The sequence below is a fragment of the Magnetovibrio sp. genome (assembly GCF_036568125.1).
GTDB lineage: Bacteria > Pseudomonadota > Alphaproteobacteria > Rhodospirillales > Magnetovibrionaceae > Magnetovibrio.
Window position 1 is genome coordinate 1 of the sequence record NZ_DATCTF010000010.1, and the last position, 21,307, is coordinate 21,307.

Annotated in this window: 16 protein-coding genes; 9 read left to right on the forward strand and 7 right to left on the reverse strand. The window is 59.3% G+C overall.

The window, feature by feature from the left end:
* The 5 genes from VIN96_RS04720 to VIN96_RS04740 form a co-directional block, all read left to right on the forward strand.
* A partial coding sequence (locus tag VIN96_RS04720; protein ID WP_331894288.1) for a calcium-binding protein occupies positions 1–876 on the forward strand: 876 nt, incomplete at its 5' end.
* 147 nt (positions 877–1,023) lie between these two features.
* Positions 1,024–5,790, forward strand: coding sequence for a FecR domain-containing protein (locus VIN96_RS04725; protein WP_331894289.1), 4,767 nt, complete (start codon positions 1,024–1,026; stop codon positions 5,788–5,790).
* 122 nt (positions 5,791–5,912) lie between these two features.
* On the forward strand, positions 5,913–7,220 hold the full coding sequence (locus VIN96_RS04730; RefSeq protein ID WP_331894290.1) for a TolC family protein: 1,308 nt from the start codon (positions 5,913–5,915) through the stop codon (positions 7,218–7,220).
* Positions 7,221–7,268: 48 nt separating this feature from the next.
* A complete protein-coding gene (locus VIN96_RS04735) occupies positions 7,269–8,951 on the forward strand; it encodes an ATP-binding cassette domain-containing protein (protein WP_331894291.1) in 1,683 nt (560 codons plus the stop codon).
* Positions 8,948–10,228 carry an HlyD family type I secretion periplasmic adaptor subunit gene (locus VIN96_RS04740; RefSeq protein WP_331894292.1) on the forward strand — a complete coding sequence of 427 codons (1,281 nt, stop codon included), beginning with the start codon at positions 8,948–8,950 and terminating at the stop codon, positions 10,226–10,228. Before VIN96_RS04735 ends, VIN96_RS04740 begins: the two co-directional genes overlap by 4 nt.
* Here the strand turns inward: VIN96_RS04740 and VIN96_RS04745 are convergent.
* The 4 genes from VIN96_RS04745 to rimO all read right to left on the reverse strand — a co-directional run bounded on the left by VIN96_RS04745 (position 10,203) and on the right by rimO (position 14,324).
* The gene (locus VIN96_RS04745) at positions 10,203–11,723 is read right to left on the reverse strand and encodes a hypothetical protein (RefSeq protein WP_331894293.1); all 1,521 of its coding nucleotides are present in this window, start codon (positions 11,721–11,723) and stop codon (positions 10,203–10,205) included. The genes VIN96_RS04740 and VIN96_RS04745 overlap by 26 nt on opposite strands.
* A gap of 69 nt (positions 11,724–11,792) precedes the next feature.
* The gene (locus VIN96_RS04750) at positions 11,793–12,446 is read right to left on the reverse strand and encodes an MBL fold metallo-hydrolase (RefSeq protein ID WP_331894294.1); all 654 of its coding nucleotides are present in this window, start codon (positions 12,444–12,446) and stop codon (positions 11,793–11,795) included.
* A 38-nt stretch (positions 12,447–12,484) separates the two neighbouring features.
* The gene (locus VIN96_RS04755; RefSeq protein ID WP_331894295.1) at positions 12,485–12,922 is read right to left on the reverse strand and encodes a hypothetical protein; all 438 of its coding nucleotides are present in this window, start codon (positions 12,920–12,922) and stop codon (positions 12,485–12,487) included.
* Positions 12,923–13,004: 82 nt separating this feature from the next.
* Positions 13,005–14,324, reverse strand: coding sequence for a 30S ribosomal protein S12 methylthiotransferase RimO (gene rimO, locus VIN96_RS04760; protein WP_331894296.1), 1,320 nt, complete (start codon positions 14,322–14,324; stop codon positions 13,005–13,007).
* Between the two features lie 159 nt (positions 14,325–14,483).
* Between rimO and VIN96_RS04765 the strand changes: the two genes are divergently transcribed.
* The 4 genes from VIN96_RS04765 (at position 14,484) to hisS (ending at position 18,326) form a co-directional block, all read left to right on the forward strand.
* Positions 14,484–15,779 carry an NCS2 family permease gene (locus VIN96_RS04765; protein WP_331894297.1) on the forward strand — a complete coding sequence of 432 codons (1,296 nt, stop codon included), beginning with the start codon at positions 14,484–14,486 and terminating at the stop codon, positions 15,777–15,779.
* A gap of 4 nt (positions 15,780–15,783) precedes the next feature.
* A complete protein-coding gene (locus VIN96_RS04770; RefSeq protein WP_331894298.1) occupies positions 15,784–16,332 on the forward strand; it encodes a phosphoribosyltransferase in 549 nt (182 codons plus the stop codon).
* 46 nt (positions 16,333–16,378) lie between these two features.
* Complete coding sequence (locus VIN96_RS04775; protein ID WP_331894299.1) at positions 16,379–16,909, forward strand: hypothetical protein; 531 nt, start codon at positions 16,379–16,381, stop codon at positions 16,907–16,909.
* An 82-nt stretch (positions 16,910–16,991) separates the two neighbouring features.
* Complete coding sequence (hisS, locus tag VIN96_RS04780) at positions 16,992–18,326, forward strand: histidine--tRNA ligase (RefSeq protein ID WP_331894300.1); 1,335 nt, start codon at positions 16,992–16,994, stop codon at positions 18,324–18,326.
* A gap of 19 nt (positions 18,327–18,345) precedes the next feature.
* On the opposite strand, the gene VIN96_RS04785 is transcribed toward hisS, so the two are convergent.
* The 3 genes from VIN96_RS04785 to VIN96_RS04795 are packed head-to-tail and all read right to left on the reverse strand — an operon-like array spanning position 18,346 to position 21,288.
* Positions 18,346–19,245, reverse strand: coding sequence for a Dyp-type peroxidase (locus VIN96_RS04785; protein ID WP_331894301.1), 900 nt, complete (start codon positions 19,243–19,245; stop codon positions 18,346–18,348).
* Positions 19,246–19,267: 22 nt separating this feature from the next.
* Positions 19,268–20,659, reverse strand: coding sequence for an FAD-linked oxidase C-terminal domain-containing protein (locus VIN96_RS04790; protein WP_331894302.1), 1,392 nt, complete (start codon positions 20,657–20,659; stop codon positions 19,268–19,270).
* 11 nt (positions 20,660–20,670) lie between these two features.
* Complete coding sequence (locus VIN96_RS04795) at positions 20,671–21,288, reverse strand: protease complex subunit PrcB family protein (RefSeq protein WP_331894303.1); 618 nt, start codon at positions 21,286–21,288, stop codon at positions 20,671–20,673.
* Between the last annotated feature and the right edge of the window lie 19 nt (positions 21,289–21,307).

A 21,307-nucleotide genomic window follows, 5' to 3' on the forward strand; every position in this document is an offset into this window, starting at 1 on the left:
GATCACATCACGGGCACGACGGGTGCCGATACGATCTCGACGGGTCTGGGCGACGACATCGTTATTGGCGGCGACGGCTACGACATCATCGACGGCGGCGACGGCAACGACACGCTCAGCAGCAATCAGCACGGCAGTGAGTTGACGGGTGGGCTGGGCACCAACAGCCTGACGGGGTCGATCTATCTGACGCTCAACGACGTTGTGCAGATCGACACAGCCGTCTATGCCGGCACGCAGGCCGATTACACCATCACGCAAAACGCCGATTACACCTATACGATTGCCGGCGCAGGTGTAAACGATACCTTGACCTATATGGATCAGTTGAAGTTCCTCAACAACGGCGGCACGGCCACGTTCTACCAATTGGGCCGTCAAACGACCTTGCACGGCACCGGCAGCACAGCCAGTGGCGGCGATGGAAAAGATCACATCACGGGCACGGCGGGTTCCGATACGATCTCGACGGGTCTGGGCGACGATATCGTTATTGGTGGTGCTGGCAATGACATCATCAACGGCGGTGCTGGTGCGGATACAATGACGGGTGGGACGGGTACGGATATATTCCGTTATGATTCAATATCTAATTCATCCGTAGGTGCGGGCGATGCTATCACTGATTTCAATGCTCTAGGTGAGGATGTCATCCAACTGCAAGGCATGTTGACTGGGGCGTGGGATGGGACCGTAGCCGCCTTCACGGGGACCGCTGCGACTTTCGCCAATACCGGCAATACGCAGATCGCGTTCAATGACACCTCGAAACTTTTGCAAATCGACGTCAATGGGAACGGCGCAGCCGACATGGAGATCACGTTGAGCGGGGTTGCCATCGCTGACCTCGATGCGACTGATTTCACCATCACTTAACGTTCCCCCATTGATCCTTCCAAACGCCGAAAAATACGCTCAAGCCAATGAGCGTTTGGATAAATATGATAAAAATAAATTAGACAGACCCGTCCGTCGGTTTAAAATATATCGTATCTACAAGTTCAGGGGAAAAGGGCTGGGAAAATGGACGGTCTGACAGGGCGTGAGCGTTTCGACAACAACACGGATGATGTCGTCGTTGTAAACACGGCTGAGCGTGATGGCGACGGGCCGCTGAATCTGGCGGGAGGCGACGCCTATTTGTCCGCTGATTTTGTCCGCCAAGGCTACGATCTAACGCTTCAAGTCGATAGTGGACAGTCCATTGTTATTCCAGGATATTTTTCCAGTGAGACGGCGCCGGATCTGCATTTGAGCAGCGGCGCGGTGATCCCCGGTGAGTTGGCGACCAAACTGGCCGGGCCGATGACGCCGGGCCAATATGCGCAATTGCAAGCTGGTCCGGCTGGACTGGGCGAGCCCATCGGTTCCGTTACCGATCTGGAAGGCAGCGTAACGGTGACCCGCGCCGACGGTACGCAGGTCACCTTGGGCAGTGGCGATTCGGTTTTTCAAGGCGACGTGATCGAAACGGGTGCCAAAAGCTCGATCGGCGTGGTGTTCGCCGACGACACGACTTTTTCACTGGATGCCGACGGACGTATGGTCTTGGACGAAATGGTCTATGACCCCGATGCGCAGACAGGTGTGTTTGAAGCCACGTTGGTCAAGGGCGTGTTTTCGTTCGTTAGCGGCCAAGTCGCCAAAACCGGCCCCGATTCAATGGTTCTGCACACCCCCAATACCACGATCGGCATTCGTGGCTCAACCGGTCTGGTGTCGTCTGGTGTGGGCGGTGGTGTCGGCAACGATGGTAACGGCAGCAATGGTATTGGCAACAGTGGTATCGGGAACAGTGGTAACGGCAACAGTGGTGTCGACAAGGTAACATTGGTGCCGGACATCGACGGCACTTTGGGCGAGTTGGTCGTATTCAACCAGGGTGGTTCCCGAGTGCTGAACAAGGCCAATGCTTCGACATCGGTGTTTAACCCCTTTCAGCAGCCAACCGAGGTGGTGTTGTTGAGCCCGCAACAAATCCAACAGGACTATGGCCGCACTTTGACGGTTTTGGTCCGTACCGAAGCCAAGAAAGCGGTCGTCAAGGCCCAGCAGGCGACGCAAAAGGCTGAGCAGGCCCAACAAGACGCTGCCCAGCAAAAAGAAGACGCGGCCAAATCTGAGGAAGAAGCTGCGCAAGCGGACCAAGAGGCCGCCAACGCCGAGGCCGATGCTGCCGCAGCTCAGGCCGAAGCCGATGCTGCCAAGGCTGAAGCCGAAGCCGCCAAGGCCGAAGCCGAAGCCGCCCAAGAAGCAGATGCCAAGGCCGCTGCCGAAGCCAAACTTGCCGCTGCCGAAGCCAAGGCTGCGGAAGCTGAAGCGCAAGCCGCCGCGCAAGCCGAGGCCGCCGCTGCCAAAGCCGCCGCTGCAGAAGCGAAATTGGCCGAAGCCGCCGCGAAGGCCGAAGCCGCTGCCCAGGCGGAACAACAAGCCGCCGAAGCCACTGCCGCCAAACAGGCCGCAGATCAATTCAGTCAAATGGCGAACACAGCCGCGGATATTCAGCAGCAGGTCTTTACTCAATTCGTCCAGACCGGTGTGGTTGACACGACCCTTCTGACGACCACCGTTACGCCGGCGACACCGACCGACGGGACGGGTAGTCAAGGCGCGAACGGGCAGACAGATGAACAGGCCGCCGAAGACGCTGCCGTTCAGCAAGCATATTTGGAGGCCATGGCCGCAGGCGCAACGCCGGAAGAGGCCTTCAATGCCGCAGCGATGGAGGCCACGGACGGAAATCTCGACGATCCTGCCGTAGACGTGGCGCGCGCTGCGTTTGAAGAGGCCATCGCCAACGGCGCGACCCCGCAAGAGGCTATGCTGGCGGCGCAAAAAGCCGCGGCAGCGTTCAGTATGGATCAGCAATTTACCGGCCAGGACCCCAATGCACCGCAGCAACCGGGACAGTTCACCCCGAATGCGCCCCAGACTGGGCCGGGGCAGGGTGGTACGAACCTGCCTTCGATTGACCCGAACAAGTCGCCGCAAGAAAACTTCGATGCCATTGCCCAGGCCGCCAGTGGCGGCAATATGGACGATCCTGCCGTCGCTGCCGCACGCAACGCGTTTGAGGCTGCCTTGGAAGCCGGGGCGACACCGGAGCAGGCAATGCAGGCAGCATTTATTGCTGCTGGAGAGAGTGGTTATGTGCCGACCATAACCGGCGGCGGACCTGAAGGTGGGTTCGGTTCGAGTCCGTTTTCGCAGCCAGGTTTCGGTGGTTATAGCCCCTATGGCCCGAGTCCTTATGGGAATGATTTCTATTTCGGTGGTGGCGATCAATTTTTCGGCCCGGGAAGTGATCCTTATTTCAACGGCGGTGATCCGTTCTTCGGCCCTGGAGACAACCTTTATTTTGGCGAGGGCGAGTACTTTGGCGACTATGGTCTCTATGGCCCAGGCGATGGTATTTATGACCCGTTTGCGTTTGATCCCAAATACGACGTTGGGGAATACACAAACATTTACGATCCGTTATATGAGAATGTTACTTATGCGTTCGACGAACATTTTGCGGGCACCACGGGCAGCGATGCGTTGGTCGGCACCACGAAGAACACGAATTTCTATTTCACCCATTCTGCGCTGGGCGGCACGGATACGGTCAACGATCCAGGCGGATCGAACCAGATTTCTTTTGATCAAATGCAGAGCATGATGATCAAGCTGACCATCGATTCGACCAGTTCCAATGTCGGCACGTTCGACATCCGCACCGTTACCAGCGGGTTTAACAGCTCTGCGTTTTCCAGTGGAACCGACGCCACGACCATCAGTTTCCACGGTATCACCCAATATTTGTTCTCGGATATTTCGCTCTCGACAGCGTATTCATCCACATATACCGCCCTAAACCCCAAAGGGGTGACGTCGACTCCTGAATCTGGGGATGTGTTGGTGTTTGAAAATATGGGGACAAGTGAGGTTGGCTATGCCATCGCGGGTACCACCACGGCGGACACCTTCACCATCGATCAAACCGCTGATGGGATGTTGATCTTCGGTCGCGGCGGCGGCGATACGTTCAATATTCAAAATTTTGGCAGCATCGACACCACCGATAGTAACAACCACAAGGTGGACTCCACCGATCACATCCTCATCGGCGGTATCTATCAATCAACCGTCAGTGACGGCACTGGCAACAACAATGATTTGAAGGGTGTTGATAACTCGACCTCGGGCAGCGACGGCATTCCCGACACAAACCTCAATGTCTTCGATTATTCCGGATTGAATTTGACCAGCTTCAGCTTGACCCTCAGCGGGACGTCCACGGTCATCAACGACGGCACCAAGGGTGTTATGGTCCATTTGGATGGAGAGGCGGGCGAGCCGGGGGGCGATGCATATCTTGCGGAGAATGTGACCAATGCCCAGACCTACAGCCGTATCAACGACTTGATGTGGGATGTTGGCTCTTTCATCGCCACCACCAAAATCGATGCCATCGAGGTCGTCAGCGGGTCGTACCAAAAAATCGATGCCAATGGCGGTAATGATGGCATGACCATCTCGGGCACGGCGAAAATCGCTTACGTATATGGCGGTGATGGTAATGACACCATTCAGGTGGATACAAATCTGCTGGGCAACAGTACGCTATCTTCTTCTTCGTATGGCGGCATCACCAAGATGTTGTACGGCGGCCGAGCCGATGGAACGACGGACTCGTCTACTTCCGATACCTTGGTGCTTAATGGCGGCGGCACAGTTTCGGCAGCGGCCATGGCGGTGGTCTCCGGATTTGAAACCATCACATTGAAATCCGATGCCACCTATTCCATCACGTTGAACAGCGGGGCTCAGGCTTTGACCATCGGCGGTTCCGCCGTCACGTCTAGCTCTAATACGATTACACTCAATGGCGCGAATGTTTCGACTTCCGCACTGTCGATGACCGGCGGTGCTGGCAACGATACGTTCACCGGCGGCGGCGGTAACGATACGCTCACGGCTGCCGGCGGCAACGATACGCTCACCGGCGGCGCGGGTAACGACACCTTCAATGTTACGGTCGGCACGGATACGATCACCGATCTGGGCGGTGCTTCTGGTGGACAAAGCGATGTTCTGGTCGTGAACTCAGGCGCAACCGCCAACGCCACGCTCAACGGCAGTTTCTCGGCGACGTCATCGACCGCTAACAACGGCACGGCGGTGATCACCTCCGCCTCTGCCGCAATCGGCACGATCAACTTGAATGCCGCGACGGGCAGCAATGGCTTTACCGTCAACAACGCCAGCGCCACCGGCGCGACCACCATCACCGGTTCGACGAAGGGCGACACCATCACCGCCAGTTCTCATGGCGATACGATCACCGGTGGTGCCGGTAATGACACGCTGACGGGCGGTTCGGGTGCAGATAAGTTTGTCTTTGCTGCCACAGCCGCGCTCAATGGCGCGGACACCATCACCAGTTTCACCGCCGGAACGGACAAAATCGATCTCAACGGTTTTGAAACGGTCGGGACGGTTACGTCACTTACCCTCGGGGGCAGTGACGCGAATGCGGCAGGGGAGGTGTTCTTCCTGGCGCTCAACAACGTCTCTTATGCGGGGGCGGCGGATTCAATTGATGGTACGCGGACGGCGATCAATGCGGCGACGACGTGGACCGATACGGCGGCAACCAGCATTTTGGTCATTTCGGATGACAACTCTACGGCGGTTTATCAGTGGACTGGCGACGGCGCTTCCAATGAAGCCACCGGTGATACCTTTACGCTGATGGCTACGCTGGACAGCGCGATCACGTCGGTTAACGACATTGTGATTGCTTAAGGTGCGCCGCGATGAGATAAGTCTGAGAATCGTTACGATTTCTTAGACTTTTGGCTTTATTTGTCTGGAGAGACCGAATACATTTGGTCAGGTATAAATATGACGATTCTTAGGGGGATACCGTGCGCACACCGATGAGCTTTAAAGCGGCCTTGCTGGGTAGCATTTTGTTCGTTTCCCAGGTTCCCTCGGTCAATGCCGCAGGTCTTGTCGATGAACTGTCGGCTTTGCTGGTCGAGCACCAGCAAATCAAGGCAGCCGAAGCCGATTTGGCAGCAGCCAGGGCGAATGTCGATGTCGCCGGCGGCGGTTACTATCCGACCGCAAGCATTACCGCCAATCTGGGTAACGAGCACATCGCTACGCACAATCCCACCAGCACGCGCACCACGACCTCGATGGCTCAGCGCGAAGTCGATTTGAGCCTAAAGCAAACGGTATGGGACTTCGGCGCGACGGCGGCAACGGTCGACGGTTCCAAGCTGGCGGTCGAACAGGCCCAAGCAACGCTGGAACAAACCCGCCAAGCAATCCTTTTGGCTGCGTTGCGGGTGACGATGAACGTCGCCAGCGCCAAGCGCGTTTTGGACCACCAAACCAAGAGCGAAGCCAGCATCAAGCGTCAAACCGAATTGGAAGACGCCCGCGTGCAACGTGGTTCGGGCTTCGCCACCGACACTTTGCAAGCCAAAACCCAATTGGCGGGTGCCCAGGCCGCGCGGGTGCGCGCCGAAGGCACCTTGCGCCAAAGCTTGAACCGTTACCGCGCCGTATTCGGCGCCCCGCCTGCCGACATTGCCGGGCTTGAACTGCCCAACATCAAGGGCATCACCCTGCCGGCCAGCGAAGAAGACGTCGTCACAGCGGCGTTGGAAAACAACCCGCAGGTCAAGATCGCGGGCATTCAGGTCGGCATCGCCGATTCCGAGATTTCGCGCGTCATCGCCGCCAACTATCGCCCGGTCATCAGCGCAAGTGCGGAACAGAAATACAAGCGTGACGTCGGCGGCACCCTTGGCGTCAAGAACGAGCGCTTGGTGAAAGTCGAAGCGACCTTTGATTTCAATATGGGGTGGACCGCCGCCAACACGTTGCTGGCGACGAAATCCGGCTACGCAGCGTCTTCCAGCCGTCTTAAAGACACCCGCGACCAGATAGAAGAGCAGGCACGCAACGCGTGGCAAAGCCTCGTCACCGCACGCGCCAACGCCGACTTCTTGAAGAACCAAGCCAACATCGCGTCTGAGTTCTTGGATTTGGCGCGCAAGGAACGGACCTTGGGTCAGCGTTCCTTGATTGACGTGCTGTCGGGTGAAACGTCCTTGATCAACGCCTTGGCCGCAGCCGACCGCGCCGAGACCGATGTCGCGATCGCCACCTTGACGGTTCTCAACGTCATGGGGCAATTGGATCTTTCCGTGCTAAAGTAAGGCGAAGCCGGGCACCATACCCGGCGTCGTTGCAGCAGGAGCGCGGACGTGGGCGAACTTTTCAAACGTCTTAAAGCCTATCCTTCGGTTGCCCTGGAACTTGCTGGGGCGTCGTTGTTCGCCAACGTTTTGGCGTTGGCGTCGCCCTTGTTCGTGATTCAGGTGCTCAATCGCTACGTTTCGCACGGGGTGGATTCGACCCTGTTTACGTTGACGTCCGGGGTGATCCTGGCCATCGCGTTCGAGATTTCGTTCCGTCAAATCCGCCTCAAAATCGCCACCGCGCTTTCACAGCCCTTCGACCGTGCCTATGCGGGGGGCACATATGAGGTGCTGTTGGCCGCGCGCGGCGATGTGTTGGCGCAAATGTCGCCGGGACAAAAGCGCGAGGCGGCCGCGGCATCCGACGCCATTCAACAAGCTTACGCCGCGCCCAACATGGCGGCTTATTTCGATCTGCCGTTCGCGTTCGTGTTCTTGTTTGCGCTGACCATGCTCAGCGCGCCGCTGGCAACCGTGGCGGTTGTGTTCGTGTTGGTTGCGATCGGCTTGGGGTGGATGAACCTCAAGGCGTTGAAAAGTCCGACCGAGCGCTTGCAAGGGCAAATGGCGGAACGCCAAGGATTGTTCGACAGCGCCATATCCGATCCCGATACCGTGCGCGCTTTTACCGCCGAAGCGTTTTTGTTCAAACGTTGGAACCGCATGCAAGATGCCCTGGACGCCGTGCGCGCGACCATGTCGGGGCGCCAAGGCGGCATGCAGAATTTAACCCAGGGTATTCAGGCCCTGATGTCCACGGCGATCATCGCCACCGGTGGCATGCTGGTGGTGGCGGGCAAGCTGGACGTCGGCTTGCTGATCGGCGCGAACATCCTGGCGGCGCGCACCTTGGGGCCGGTGGTGCGGATCACCCAGTCCGCAGGCATGTTGGCGAACGCCAAAGCGGCGCGCGCCACCTTGGACAACCTAATGCGGGTGCCGCGTGAAGCGCGACGCGGCGCGGCACTAGGCGTCTACAAAGGCGGGATTGAGTTGAAGGATCTGGGTTTTGCCTATCCGGGCCAACCGACGCCGATGTTTGAAAGTTTGAGCCTCAAGCTGGAGCCCGGCGCGCTGTTCGTGGTGTCGGGCAGTAACGGTACCGGCAAGACCACTTTGGCGCGGTTGTTGGCGGGCCTGATGTCACCATCGCGCGGCCAAATTTTGGTCGATGGCGTCGAACTGACCCAGGTTGCGCCGGAATGGTGGCGGCGACAGATTATCTATCTGCCTCAAGAACCAGGTTTCTTCAGCGGTACGGTACGCGACAACATTTTGGCGTACAATCCCGATCTCGATGAAAAAGGTCTCAATGCGGTGATCCGCGACGCCGGACTTGAGATGTTTTTTTCCCGCAGCCGCGAAGGTTTCGACATGGTCTTGCAAGCTGGCGGACGCAATCTGCCGCTGGGCATCCGCCGCCGCTTGGCGTTGGCGCGGGCGCTGGCCTCAGAAGGCCGCCTGGTGATCTTGGACGAACCGACCGAAGGCTTGGACGGCGAAGGCACCCAGCAGATGGGCCGAGTGATGAATACGCTTAGCCAAAAAGGCTGCACCATCATTGCGTTGTCGCACGATCCCAACATCATCAAGGGCGCACCGCACGTTTTGGACTTGAACGTTAAGCCGGTACCGCGTCTGCTGCAGGTCAAGGGTACGGATGCCGCCACGCAGAAGGGGGGCGCATGAACGACAAACCCCAAATCAACATCAGCAAGGAAACCCATCTGTTCCTGCTCACCCTGATCGGGGTGGTCGCCGCGTTTTTCATCTGGGCGATGATCGGGCGGTTGGATGTGGTCAGTTTCGCGGTCGGCAACGTGGTGCCGTCGTCGCAGGTTAAGACCGTGCAGCACCTTGAAGGCGGCATCGTCGCAGACATCATGGTGCGTGAAGGCGACCGGGTGCGCAAAGGCCAGCCCTTGCTGGCGCTGGAATCGACGGCCAGCGGCGCGGATGTGCAGGAATTGAACGTGCGCATCGTTTCGCTGACCGCCGACGTCGCGCGCTTGGAAGCGGAAGTGCGCGGCGAAGACATGGTCTTTCCCGATGGGTTCGAGCAAGAGCATCCCACGCTCGCGCAACAAACCAGGGCGATGTTCGACAACCGCCGCACCCAGTTCATCAACGACATGGCGACCCAGGACGCCTTGATGAACCAGCGCTTGCGCGAAAGCGACGAGATCAAGGCGCGGTTGGCCAACACCCGTCAAAAGCTGAAATTGCTCAAAGAGCAAGTCGCCATCAGCGAAGAATTGCTCAAGGACGACCTGACCAACCGCATGTTGCATCTCAATCTGCTCAAAGAGGTGGCGAACCTTGACGGCATGATTTCCGAAGACAACGCGGCGCTCAATCGCCTCGCGTCGGCCTATGAGCAAGAACGCCTCAATAAGGAAAGCATCGAGGGGCGCTTTCGCATTCAGGCGCGCACAGACTTAGATGAAAAGCGCCGATCCTTGGATGAATTTAAGAACCGCGTGCGCAAGTTCGAAGACAGTTTCAAGCGCAGCATCTTGGTTTCGCCGGTTGAAGGCGTGGTGATGACCCTACACGTGGTGACGCGCGGCGGCGTGATCCAACCGGGCAGCGCGGTGGTGGACATCGTGCCGGTCGGTGACGTCATGGTGGTCGAGGCCAAGCTGGCGCCACAAGACGTCGGTTATGTCCATGTCGGCCAAATTGCGCGGGTGCGTCTGGCGTCCGGCGACGGTGCGCGGTTCGACCCGTTGGAAGGTACGGTATCGCACGTCAGCCCCGACACCGTCGAAACCAAAGACGGTACGACCTTTTACAAGGTGCGCATCAAAACAGACGTCGATTATTTCGAAAGCAAGGGCCAGCGCTATCAGCTGGTGCCGGGCGTACAGGTGATGTGTTCAATCGTCACAGGCACCCGTTCGGTGATGGAATACATCGCCTCGCCGTTCCTGGGCTCGTTCAAGACGGCGCTCCAGGAACGGTAGAGCAGCTTTCCGGCGTCAGCGGCAAACGGTGATAAACATCCCAATTCGCCCCCGCCAATCCCCAGTATTCTGACGATCCAATCCAACCGTAAAGCACCGGCGAACTGTCTGTGTCCTCGCCGCCCAGGCACACCATCTTTTTCGCCGCGCCCGCACTGCGCATCACCAGAACCAACCAGTCGGGATGCTCGCGCTTGACGTTTTTGGGCTGGCTGTACAGCATTTGTTTGTCCAACTGGCGCGTTTGCGCCAAATGATCGAAGACCATGGAAAAGCGAAAGGTGTGATCGCTGCCCACCGAAATGGTGTGGCCGGGATTGTTTTCGGTGATGAGATCGTAGACTTCGCCGTAGTTGCCGCGGCCGTTTTGGTGAAAGCGCGTCACGGCCCAGGCGTTGGCGCTGACCAGGGCGAGGATCGCCACTCCGGCGAAGACGCGTCCCGACCGCGCCCGACCGCGCAGTTCTCCGGCCAGATCGGCCAGCAACAGCGGCAAGAACGCTATCATGGCGATGAAATAGCGTCCAAAGGGCACATTGGGTTGGCCCAACGCCAGATAGAGCAAAGGCGTGCCGATGAACAGGGTGGCGTAAAGAACCGCCCGCGAGCGATGTTCCAGCAGCAGCCACGAAACGGCGCCGATGACCAAAATAACGAACAGGCCCGAGTGCAAGCCCGGCATGCCCGCACCGAAGCCGCCGGTGGTGAAGCGCACGATGGAATCCAGCGCACCGATGAAACAGCCTTCGTCCGGGCAATAGGCCGCGCCGCCGCCGTACCAGCCGCGCGTCAAATGATTGAGGCCGTAAATCACCCCTGCGCCGATCAGCGCCAAGCCGCCCGCCGCCGGCGCGCTGAAGCGCATGGTCGCATGGACGGATGACCAAAAGCCGTGACCATCCTTGAGGCGCTTGAGGCCGAACGCGACGCTCATCATGAACGCGATGGGCAGGATGGAAAAATGCGAAAGTGCGCCCAAGGTGACCATAAGGCCGAACACCCACCGCGCCGGGCCGGTCGGGCTTTGCGCCCGGTCGACCGCGCCAAAGGCGATGTAGGCGAACAGGATCATCAGGGCGTAGCCGCGCGCTTCCGATCCGAAATGCACCAGCGGGTAGAGCACCGCCGTCAGCAACATGGCGATCAGCATGCGCCCGCCGCCACCGCGTGCCACGGCCCAACCGGCCGCGACGATCGACAGCGCGCCCGCGACGATCGACGCCAAGCGGTACACCCAAGGTTCGCGGCCTGGCCCAGCAAGGTACAGATACAAGGTGTTGAACGGGTGATTGTTGTCGTGGATGACGTTCCAAAACACTTCGTGCCACGCGCTCATGGTGGCGGCGTGATTGAGCGACCAGATTTCGTCCTGCCACAAATCGCCCTGTGCGCCTTGCACGCGCAAACCCACCCCCAGCGCGACGATCAACACCGCCAACACGACGTGGGCGGGGCGGAGCGGGTCGTTGATCTGGGCGCGATGGCCAAACGCCATGGGTGGCTTCCTCAGGTTGCTGCTGACAGGGAAGCGGAAGGACGCACGAAAATCAAGGCCTATAAGGTGTTAGCCCTTCAAGGCCCGGTCGCCGACGAACGGGTTGGTGGCGCGTTCCTCGCCAAATGTGCTGGTCGGGCCGTGGCCGGGCACGAACGCAACATCGTCGCCCAACGGCCACAACTTGGTGGTGATCGACGTGATCAGCGTGTCGAGATCGCCGCGCGGAAAATCGGTGCGCCCGATGGATCCTTTGAACAACACGTCGCCGACTTGCGCGACTTGGGCCTCGGCATTGTAAAAAACGATGTGCCCAGGGGTGTGACCGGGGGTGTGCAGCACGTCGAGGGTGAGATTGCCGAACTCAACCGTGTCGCCGTCGTTCAGCCACATGTTGCCGCTGATGTCGCGCCCGCCGCCGAGGCCGAATTTCTGCCCGCCTTCAACCACCTTGGTGGTGATGAATTCGTCGTCCTTGTGCGGGCCGACGATCGGCGCGCCGGTGCGTTCCGCCAAATCCATCGCGCCGCCGACATGATCGAAATGACCATGGGTGAGCAGAGCCTTGACCAGCGTGAAACCAAGCTCGGCGATGGCGTCTTGAACCGCATCGATGTCCCCGCCGGGATCGATGGCGACGCCCTGCATGGTGTCCGTGCACCACATCAGGGTGCAGTTCTGCTGCAGCGGCGTGACGGGGATGATCGCGACTTTCAGGGGCATGTCGGTTTCCTCAGGTGTCTTGATCATTCTGTATATGTCTACCGTAGAGGCTTTGCATCTTTCGAATTCACTTCATACGAATAACCATTGTGTTCGTCATTTTGGATATGCCCCAGAAGCAAGAGCGCAATGATGTTTCCGGCGATAATTCCGGTGAAAACCGTATGTTCTTTGAGCTTTTCCGCCGATAGCAGGCTTGTCGGTTGGTTCTTGACGTCCTTGATCAGCTCTTCCGTCATATCAACAAGGTGTTCTATTGATAATTCGCCTTCGGTGACCTTCCGGTAGCCGACGTGTCCGGTGACTTCCGCCACCTTCACAGTCGTTTTGATGAGGTGTGGATCAACCACACCGGCGGTCAGGTGGATATTGATCCCTTCAGGCTGATCGTCCTTATAGAAGTATGCCGCGCTGATAACGTGCTGACTAAATTTGGTGTTGTATTCTTCTAGGTATTGATCCGAGTACTTGTCCATTGGGATATGTCCTAAAACTTTGAGGTCTGTCGTGCCTGCTGTGTCAAATCGCAGGCCCTAACGGTGTGACCGGCCTAGGCGCTCACTCGACCTCAGCCCACAAATCGTAGGTGCCCGACTTGGTGATGGTGGCTTTGACCATATCGCCGGGTTTGAGGTCGATCGCGCCGTCGAGGTAGACGTTGCCGTCGATCTCAGGGCTGTCGGCGTAGGTGCGACCGACCGCGCCGGTGTCGTTGACGTCGTCGATCAACACCTGCATGGATTGGCCGATGCGGTCGAGCAGTTTGCGCTCCGATATGTCTTGGGACAGTTCCATGAACCGTTCCCAGCGCGACAGCTTGTCGTCGGCATCGACATGGTCGGGCAGATCGTTGGCTTGTGCGCCTTGGATGTTTTCGTACTGAAAACAGCCGACCCGGTCCAACTGTGCGTCTTCCAGGAAGTTGAGCAGGGTTTCGAAATCTTCTTCCGTCTCGCCGGGGAAGCCGACGATGAAGGTCGAGCGGATGGCGATTTCGGGGCAGATTTCGCGCCACTTTTGAATGCGTTCGAGGGTCTTTTCCTGGTGCGCGGGGCGGCGCATGGCTTTGAGCACGTTCGGGCTGGCGTGTTGGAACGGGATGTCCAGATATGGCAGGATTTTGCCGTCCGCCATCAATTCGATCACGCTGTCCACATGGGGGTAGGGGTAGACGTAATGCAGCCGCACCCACGCGCCCAGATCGCCGAGCGCATTGGCGAGATCATACATGTTGCTTTTGACCGGATGGCCGCGCCAGTCGTTTGCGACGTAGTTGAGGTCCAGTCCGTAGGCGCTGGTGTCTTGGGAAATCACCAGCAGTTCCTTGACGCCGCTTTCCACCAGGCGTTCGGCCTCGCGCAGCACATCGCCGACCGGGCGGCTGTCGAGCTTGCCGCGGATGTCGGGGATGATGCAGAACTTGCAGCTGTGATTGCAGCCCTCCGAAATTTTCAGATACGAATAATGGCGCGGGGTCAGCTTCATGCCTTCCGGCCCGATCAGGTCGATGAACGGGTCGTGCAGCGGCGGGATGGCGTCGTGCACGGCGTTGACGACCTGTTCGTACTGATGCGGTCCGGTGACCGACAGAACGCCCGGCGCGACTTCGCGGATCGCGCCTTCGTCGATGCCGAGACACCCGGTCACGATCACCCGGCCGTTTTCGGCCATGGCTTCTTGAATGGCTTCCAGGCTTTCCTGGCGCGCGCTGTCGATGAAGCCGCAGGTATTGACCAGCACCACGTCCGCGTCGTCGTAGGTTTCAGAGATCAGATAGCCCTCGGCGCCCAGCTTGGTGAGGATTCGTTCCGAATCGACCAACGCCTTGGGACAACCCAGCGAAATGATACCGATCTTGGGGGGCGTTTTTTTATCCATTGAGACTATATATGGCGATCGTATGCCCCTGTAAACAGCGCTTAAGGTTGTTTTTCGTTGACCCTGCAATGCGTTCGATGCGTAATTTTCCGGTCATCCGAGGCTGGAGAGGGAGCGGTCGGTGACGACGCATCCATCTGGGGAAAAAGGATCACGTTCATGAATTGGCTCGATCAATACTTTGGCGTCACCGCCAAGGGCAGCACCTTGCGTACGGAATTTCTGGCCGGTTTCGCCACCTTCTTGACCATGGCCTACATCATCGTGGTCAACCCCGCGATCCTGTCCAACGGCGGATTGGATTTCGGTTCGGTGTTCGTCGCGACCATCATCGCGGCGATGGTCGGGTCTTCGATCATGGGCTTTTGGGCCAACTGGCCGGTGGCGCTGGCACCCGGCATGGGGCTCAACGCGTTCTTCACCTTCGGCGTCGTGCTGGGGATGAAGCAGCCCTGGGAAGTGGCGCTGGGCGCGGTGTTCATCAGCGGCGTGCTGTTTTTGATCTTGAGCCTCACGGGCCTGCGCGAATGGGTGATCAATTCCATTCCCAAATCGTTGAAGCTTGGCATCGGCGCGGGCATCGGCATGTTTCTGGCCATCATCGGCCTGAAAAACGCCGGTGTGGTGGTCGATCATCAAGCGACCTTGGTGGGCTTGGGTGAATTCACCAGCCTGCCGGTTCTGTTGTTCCTGGCTGGTTTCGCGATCATGGTGGTGCTGGATAAATTGCGCGTACCGGGCGGCATCGTCATCGGCATCATCGCGGTCAGCATCGTCGGTTGGGCCACCGGCACGACGGAACTGGCGGGCGTGGTCGGTTCGGTGCCCAGTTTGGAACCGACGCTGTTCAAGCTCGATATTCAAGGCGCGCTGACCGCTACCATGATCGGTGTGGTGTTCGCGTTTCTGTTTGTGGACTTTTTCGACACCGCCGGTACGCTGACCAGCGTCGCCAACATCGCGGGCAAAATCGACGCCGACGGCAAGATCGAAAACATCGGCCGCGCGGTGATCAGCGATTCCGTGGCGACCATCGTCGGTTCGCTGTTCGGCACCTCCAACACCACCTCCTATATCGAAAGCGCCGCGGGCATCAAGGAAGGCGGGCGCACCGGCCTGACGGCGGTGGTCGTGGCGGTGTTTTTCCTGCTGTGCCTGGGCTTCGCGCCGCTGGCGAAAAGCATTCCGGCCTACGCCACCGGGGCGGCGCTGGTGTTCGTCGCCACGCATTTCATGCGCAACATGCTGGATATCAACTGGGACGACGTGACCGAGTACGCGCCGGCCGTGCTGGCCGCGATCTTGATGCCGCTGACGTTTTCCATCGCCAACGGCATCGCTATCGGCTTCATCACCTACGCGGTGGTGAAGATCGCCAGCGGGCGCATGGCGGATGCCAACCCCGCCGTGTTGCTGGTGGCGGTGCTGGGCGTTCTGCACTACGTGTACGGCTGAGCGCATGAGCGATAAAATCTTCATCACGGCGAACGAGTTGCTCGATGATTCCTTCCGGCTCGCCCACCAGATCCTCGACGACGGCTTCATGCCCAACTACATCGTCGCGATCTGGCGGGGCGGGACCCCGGTGGGCATCGCGGTGCAGGAGTTGTTGGAACATCGCGGCATCACCACCGATCACATCGCCATCCGCACCTCGTCGTACACCGGGATTTGGCAGCAAAACGACGAAATCCGCGTGCACGGATTGCATTACATCGTTGAAAACGCCAACGCCGAAGACAGCCTGCTGATCGTCGATGACACCTTCGATTCCGGGCGCAGCGTTGATGCGGTGATCCGCAGGATCCGGGAGCTGTCGCGCGCCAACACGCCCGGCACCATCAAAGTCGCGACGATTTACTACAAACCGACCAAGCGCAAAGTCGATTTCGAACCCGATTACTACGTTCATCAAACCGACAAGTGGCTGGTGTTTCCCCACGAACTGCAAGGGCTCAGCGATGAGGAAATCGCCGCCCATAAGCCCATTGCGCACTCGCCCAAATAGCCCCCACTTGTGTTATCATATGCGCATACGCGGATGAGGGCGCTGCATGGGCAAGATGCTGAATTTGTTGAAAGATGGTGACGGCCGCACCACCGGGCAGGTAGGCGCGGCGGTGCGTCTGGCGGTCGGCAACCCCGGCTACATCAACGAACTGGTGGACCTGATGTCGTACGCCAACCCGGCGGTGCGCATGCGTGCGGCGGACGCCTTGGAAAAGGCCACGGTGCAGCACGCCGAGCTGTTGGCGCGTCACAAGGACTTTCTCCTCGATTTAATTGAGGTCGCAACCCAGAACGAGGTGCGGTGGCATCTGGCGCAGTTGGTCACGCGCTTGGAGCTGGAAAGCGACGAGATCGACGATTTGGCGCGCATTTTCACCAAATGGTTCGAACGCGCCGACAGCCGCATCGTGCGCACCTCGGCGCTGCAAGGCATGGCCGAGTTGGCGCACAAGGATGCCAGCTTGATCGACGTCGCACTGAAAATGACTGAAACGGCGCTCGTCAGCCCTATTGCGGCGCTCAAAGCCCGCGCACGCAAGCTCAAGGGCCCTTTGGAGCGTCTCAAAGCCGATTAAACCTTGATTAGCCTTTGATTACGGAAGGCCGCTCGGATACAAATAGCCCCCTTATTGGACAACGATGGATCGGACACCTCCCATGAGCGGCAAAAACGACATCTACAAACCGCGCCCCATTTCCGGCTTTTTGGAATGGCTGCCCGAGGTGCGCTTGGTCGAACAGCGCTGGCTGGATCAGATCCGCGCCGCGTTCGAACAATACGGTTTTTGTTCCATCGAAACGCCGTCGGTCGAAGAAATCGACGTGCTCGCCGCCAAGGGTGGCGACGCGGACAAGGAAATCTATGGTTTGCGCCGCTTGGCGGCCGAGCCCGGCGAAGACGATACAGCCAGCGGCGGCGGCCGCCTGGCGCTGCATTACGACCTGACCGTACCGATGGCGCGTTACGTCGCCCAGCACTTCGGCGATCTGGTGTTTCCGTTCAAACGGTATCAGATGCAGCGTTGTTGGCGCGGCGAACGCCCGCAGGAAGGCCGTTTGCGCGAATTTTACCAATGCGACATCGACGTCATCGACATGGACGAGGTCTCGTTGCACTTCGACGCCGAAATCCCGGCGATGACCTTGGACGTGCTGTCGCGCCTCGACGTCGGTCCGGTGCGTCTGCACATCAACAACCGCAAGATCCTGCAAGGCTTCTATCAGGGGCTGGGCATCGAAGACGTGGTGAACGCCATCCGCATCGCCGACAAGCTCGACAAGATCGGTCACGACGGCGTGATCCAAGGATTGACCGAAGAGCTCGGCCTCGCCCCGTCGGTGGCGAGCAAATGCGTCGAACTGGCCTCGATCAAAACCGCCGACACGGGGTTCGCCGATGAAGTGCGCGCATTCGGCATCGACAACGAATTGCTGGAAGCGGGGCTGGAAGAACTGACCTTCGTGATGTTGGAACTGGCGCACCTGGAAAAAGGCACCGTTGTCGCCGACATGTCCATCGCGCGTGGCTTCGACTATTACACAGGCACCGTTTACGAGGGGAAACTGGTCGATTATCCCGATTTCCCGACCGTGTGCGCAGGCGGGCGCTACGACAATCTGGTGGGTTCGTACTCGCGCCAGAAGTTGCCGGGGGTGGGCATCTCCATCGGCTTTTCGCGGATCTTTTCCAAGCTGGTCAAGGAAGGCCGCATCGAGGTCGGCGCAAAATGCCCGACCGACGTGATGGTCGCGTGCCTGCCGGGATCGTCACGTACAGACCTGGGCGTAACGTCCCGCAAACTGCGCGAACGCGGCTTCAAGGTCGAAATGTATCACGAGGCCAAATCGCTCAAGGCGCAGATGAAATACGCCTCGCGCAAAGGCATCCCTTATGTGTGGTTTCCCGCCAACGCGGAGCAGGAAAACCACGAAGTCAAAGACATGATCAACGGCGAACAGTCGGTGGTCGATATCGACACCTGGACGCCTTAAATCTGGAATGCCTTCAGATCTAATCCAGCGCAGCCTTTAAATCCTCTTCGCACGGCGCGAACCAATAACTTCCGGTGACCGGTGTGGAAAAGTCCAGCAGGTGGTCGGTGGTGGCGTCTTCGCTCAACCCGTACATGCTGGACAGCACGTTGTCGAAGCGTTCTTGCTCGCACGCGAAAGCGAGGAAGTAGAGGCCGTGTTCGCCCGCCGTGCCGTATGGGAAACTGCGCCGGTACATCTTTTGCGCCACGCCGTGAACCTTGAGGTCCGTGCGGCTGACGTGGGAGTCCTTGGGCTGGGCGTCACCTTCCAGTTCGACGCTGTCGGCCTTGGTGCGGCCGATCACGCGTTCCTGATCCGGCACTTTCAAGGTGTTGAACTTGGCCAAGTTATGCACCCATTTTTGCGACAACACGATCGCCCCGCCCGCGCCGGGTTCACCTGCGGGCACCAAGGCTGCTGCGGTTTTGGCCGCGTCGTCCTTGGGGTTGGCGCTGCCGTCGACGAATCCGGTGAGGTCGCGGCTGTCGCGATATACAAAGCCGGGCAGATCAAGCTCGCGGTGGGCGACCTTCGTGAACACCCCGTCGATGGCCAACACCGCATCCATCACCTGATCGCGGTTCGGCGCGTGCAGCCACACCAAGATGTCGTGCTGGGTAGCGGGGGCGTGCGCTTTCGGACCATCGATGGGCTGAAAGTCCGTAAAGCCGCTGGGCATGCTGTCGCGCGCCAGACGCGCCCACAGCATCGGCCCGAAGGCGATTACGATTTCGGCAATAGACGTGTGGGCGATGTTGGCCGCTGCCTGTAGGGCCGCCGTTAGAGCGCCCGGCTTCGCGGTGGGATCGAGCGTGTATTCCAACGCGTGCAGGTAACGGTGGCCTTCAACGAAAATGCCGCTTTGCGGGGTGCTCATCGCGGTGTCCTTCCCTTCGTCGTCAGTTTTTCGGGATCACTTTGCCTGGATTGAGAATGTTGGTGGGATCAAGCGCCGCCTTCACTTGCGCCATCACATCGACGGCTTCTACGCCCAGTTCCTGGCGCAGATACTTGGTCTTGCCTTGACCGACGCCGTGCTCGCCGGTGCAGGTGCCCTCCAGCGCCAAGGCTTGGTCGACGATTGCGGCGTTGAGGCGTTCGGCTTCCTCGACCTCGGCCGGATTTTCCGGATCGAACAGCAGCAGGGTGTGGAAGTTGCCGTCACCCACATGGCCGAGAATGAGACCGGTCAGCGCGCTTTCTTCCAGCGCTTTGTGGGTGCGGCCAATGCAGTCGGACAGATTGGAAATGGGCACGCACACGTCGGTGGTCAGGGCCCGTGCACCGGGGCGCAACGCCAGCCCCGCGTAGTACATGGTGTGGCGCGCCGACCAAAGGCGATTGCGGTCCTCGGCCTTGTCGGCCCATTGGAAGTCGGTGCCGCCGAGATCTTCGGCCAAGGCCTTGAGGGTTTCGACCTGCTCCGTCACCGACGCGGGGGCGCCTTCGAATTCCAAAAACAAGGTCGGCGCTTCGGCGTACGCGAGATTGGAATAGGCGTTGACCGCCGCCATGGACACGGCGTCCATCAGTTCTATGCGGGCCATCGGCACGCCCATCTGCACGGCGGTTATGACGCAATTGACGGCACTTTCGATGTCTGGAAACGGGCACACGGCAGCGGTGACGGTTTCGGGGATGCCGTGCAGCTTGACGGTGACGGCGGTGATGATGCCGAGCGTGCCTTCCGAACCGATCATCAAGCGGGTCAGGTCGTAACCGGCCGCCGACTTGCGGGCGCGGTTGCCGGTTTTGATCACACGCCCGTCGGCAAGCACCACTTCCATCGCCAGGACGTTGTCTTTCATCGAACCATAGCGCACGGTCGAGGTGCCGCTGGCGCGGGTCGCGCACATGCCGCCGATGGTGGCGTCCGCGCCGGGGTCGACGGGGAAAAAGAGGCCGGTGTCGCGCAGGTGAGCGTTGAGCTGCTTGCGCGTTACGCCCGGCTGCACCACCGCATCGAGGTCTTCGGCGTGCACCTCCAAGATGGCGTTCATATTGGAGAAGTCGATCGAAACGCCGCCCATCGGCGCGGCGACGTGACCTTCTAACGACGTCCCAGCGCCGAACGGGATCAGCGGCACGCCCGCGCCGTGGCACAGCTTGGCTAACCGACTGATTTCGTCGGTCGAGTTGGGAAATACGACCGCATCGGGCGGTTGGCAGAGTTGGGAGCCCTCGCCACGGCCATGGGTCTCGCGCACCCCGGCGTTGATCGACACACGCGCGCCGAACAGGGTTTCAAGTTGAGAGTAAATGGCATCGATGGGGCGACTGGGGGCGGTCATGTCTTGGGTTCTCAGTTCGCGGGTTGTGCGGTTGAGCGCGTGAGCAAATCCGTCAGATCGCGAATGCGTCCTTGCGCCATGGCGTTTTTACGCTGTTCGTCGTCCAACTGATAAGACAGTTCGCTGATCTTGCGGATCAGGCGCGTGTATTCGGTGTAGGGGACGGCTTGCATGCCGAAATGACCACGGCTGAACACCACCGGGTTTTGCGATTGCGCGATGACGCTGAGTACGTACGGGTTGGTCAACGTCTGGATGACAGGCTGTGTCGCTTGAGGTGGTATTTCGCTGTAGGTGACTTCGACCACCCAATCGGTGGCGCGTACATCGGAAATTTTGGCGGTGTAGCCGCCGCTGTTGCGCGTGCCCAGCATCACGGCGATCACCATGTCGCGGTTGAAATCGATTGCCACAGGCCAGTTAAGGCGCTGTTCTCCTTGGAATGCCTTCCATTGATCGGACGTGCGCAATGCGAAAACCCCAGGACGCCCCGGCCCGGGCAGGTCGCCGCGGATGGTCGCGCTTTGCTCGACGGGTGTGGACATCAAGGTCGAGCCGCTCGCCCATGCGGGCGCGGGGGCGGCGATGACGGCGCAAAGCAATGACAGAAGGACGGGGCGTATGGTCATGGAATTCAATTGCAGGGGC

Excerpts from the sequence above, each read along its gene's own strand:
- VIN96_RS04725 (WP_331894289.1), top strand. The coding sequence starts at position 1,024 with ATGGACGGTCTGACAGGGCGTGAGCGTTTCGACAACAACACGGATGAT.
- VIN96_RS04740 (WP_331894292.1), top strand. The coding sequence starts at position 8,948 with ATGAACGACAAACCCCAAATCAACATCAGCAAGGAAACCCATCTGTTC.
- VIN96_RS04745 (WP_331894293.1), bottom strand. The coding sequence starts at position 11,723 with ATGGCGTTTGGCCATCGCGCCCAGATCAACGACCCGCTCCGCCCCGCC.
- VIN96_RS04750 (WP_331894294.1), bottom strand. The coding sequence starts at position 12,446 with ATGCCCCTGAAAGTCGCGATCATCCCCGTCACGCCGCTGCAGCAGAAC.
- VIN96_RS04755 (WP_331894295.1), bottom strand. The coding sequence starts at position 12,922 with ATGGACAAGTACTCGGATCAATACCTAGAAGAATACAACACCAAATTT.
- rimO (WP_331894296.1), bottom strand. The coding sequence starts at position 14,324 with ATGGATAAAAAAACGCCCCCCAAGATCGGTATCATTTCGCTGGGTTGT.
- VIN96_RS04765 (WP_331894297.1), top strand. The coding sequence starts at position 14,484 with ATGAATTGGCTCGATCAATACTTTGGCGTCACCGCCAAGGGCAGCACC.
- VIN96_RS04770 (WP_331894298.1), top strand. The coding sequence starts at position 15,784 with ATGAGCGATAAAATCTTCATCACGGCGAACGAGTTGCTCGATGATTCC.
- VIN96_RS04775 (WP_331894299.1), top strand. The coding sequence starts at position 16,379 with ATGGGCAAGATGCTGAATTTGTTGAAAGATGGTGACGGCCGCACCACC.
- hisS (WP_331894300.1), top strand. The coding sequence starts at position 16,992 with ATGAGCGGCAAAAACGACATCTACAAACCGCGCCCCATTTCCGGCTTT.
- VIN96_RS04785 (WP_331894301.1), bottom strand. The coding sequence starts at position 19,245 with ATGAGCACCCCGCAAAGCGGCATTTTCGTTGAAGGCCACCGTTACCTG.
- VIN96_RS04790 (WP_331894302.1), bottom strand. The coding sequence starts at position 20,659 with ATGACCGCCCCCAGTCGCCCCATCGATGCCATTTACTCTCAACTTGAA.
- VIN96_RS04795 (WP_331894303.1), bottom strand. The coding sequence starts at position 21,288 with ATGACCATACGCCCCGTCCTTCTGTCATTGCTTTGCGCCGTCATCGCC.